Origin of the sequence: Cupriavidus sp. UYPR2.512, assembly GCF_000379565.1 — a bacterium.
Classification (GTDB): domain Bacteria; phylum Pseudomonadota; class Gammaproteobacteria; order Burkholderiales; family Burkholderiaceae; genus Cupriavidus.
In genome coordinates this window covers 1-1,463 of the sequence record NZ_KB903090.1, presented here as the reverse complement: position 1 = coordinate 1,463, position 1,463 = coordinate 1, and the positions used below count along the sequence as shown (strand labels likewise).

1 protein-coding gene and 2 pseudogenes are annotated in these 1,463 nt (G+C 64.5%); all 3 read left to right on the top strand.

Annotation, left to right across the window (positions count from 1 at the left end):
• Window positions 1-142, top strand: a pseudogene (locus A3A5_RS42035) (ABC transporter ATP-binding protein); the annotation flags it as partial.
• Window positions 143-151: 9 nt separating this feature from the next.
• Complete coding sequence (locus A3A5_RS0122025) at window positions 152-1,036, top strand: branched-chain amino acid ABC transporter permease (RefSeq protein ID WP_018312683.1); 885 nt, start codon at window positions 152-154, stop codon at window positions 1,034-1,036.
• A gap of 44 nt (window positions 1,037-1,080) precedes the next feature.
• Window positions 1,081-1,463: pseudogene (locus A3A5_RS0122020) on the top strand (branched-chain amino acid ABC transporter permease); the annotation flags it as partial.

The following is a 1,463-nucleotide window of genomic DNA, read 5'->3' as shown; positions in this document are numbered from 1 at the left end:
GATGGTGGAGCAGAACTTCCGCTTTGCCGCGCCGCTGGCGGACCGCTTCTACGTGATGGAGCACGGCAGCATCGTCGAGCGCTTCGCGGCCAATGCGCTGCAGGCCAGGATGCCGGTGCTGCATGAATTGCTGGGCGTATGAGGAGCACCCATGACCCTGTTTGAAATCCCGTTCCCGGCGCTGCTGTCGCAGTTGATGCTGGGGCTAGTCAACGGCGCCTTCTACGCCATGCTGAGCCTGGGCCTGGCGGTCATCTTCGGGCTGCTGAATGTCATCAACTTCGCGCACGGTGCGCTCTTCATGCTGGGCGCGGTGCTGGCGTGGGCCGGCATGGCCTATGCCGGGCTCAGCTACTGGGTGATGCTGCTCATATCGCCGCTGGTGGTGGCCGCGCTTGGCGTGGGGATCGAGAAGACCATGCTGCGCTGGGTCTACAAGCTCGACCATATCTACGGCCTGCTGCTGACGCTGGGCATCACGCTGGTGATCGAAGGCATCTTCCGCTCGGTCTATGGCGTGTCCGGGCTGCCCTATGCACCGCCCGAGGCACTGCAGGGCGCCTCCGACCTCGGCTTCATGCGCTTGCCCAATTACCGTGTGTGGGTGGTTGGGGCATCGCTGGCGGTCTGCCTGTCGACGTGGTATGTGATCGAGAAGACCAAGCTGGGCGCCTACCTGCGCGCCGGCACCGAGAACGCCAAGGTGGTCGAGGCGTTCGGCGTCAACGTGCCGCTGATGGTGACGCTGACCTATGGCTTCGGCGTGGCGCTGGCCGCGCTTGCCGGGGTGCTGGCGGCGCCCGTCATGCAGGTATCGCCGCTGATGGGACAGAACCTGATCATCGTCGTGTTCGCGGTGGTGGTGATCGGCGGCATGGGCTCGATCATGGGCGCGATCCTGACCGGCCTGGGGCTGGGCGTGATCGAAGGGCTGACCAAGGTGTTGTACCCGGAAGCATCTTCCACCGTTGTCTTCGTCATCATGGTGGTGGTGCTGTTGTTGCGCCCGGCAGGGCTGTTCGGAAAGGAGAAGTGATGAGCGGACAATCTATCGCCGCAATTGGCATGCGGCAGCAGCAGATGGCGGGGCGCTTGCCCAAGCAGGTTCTGTACGGCGTGGTGCTGGCGTGCCTGCTGGCTGCGCCGCTGGTCGGTGCGTATCCGGTGTTCGTGCTCAAGATGCTGTGCTTCGCGATGTTCGCGTGCGCCTTCAACCTTCTGATCGGCTATACCGGGCTGCTGTCGTTCGGCCATGCGGCCTTCTTCGGCGGCGCTGGCTACGCCGCCGGCCATGCGATGAAGGTCTGGGGCGTGACCCCGGAGATCGGCCTGATCCTGGGCACCGGCACGGGCGCGCTGATCGGCTATGTGGTGGGTTCGCTGGCCATCCGCCGGCAGGGCATCTACTTCTCGATGATCACGCTGGCGCTGGCGCAGATGCTGTTCTTTATCTGCCTGCAGGC

Coding starts and splice junctions, on each gene's coding strand:
- A3A5_RS0122025 (WP_018312683.1), top strand. CDS start 152: ATGACCCTGTTTGAAATCCCGTTCCCGGCGCTGCTGTCGCAGTTGATG.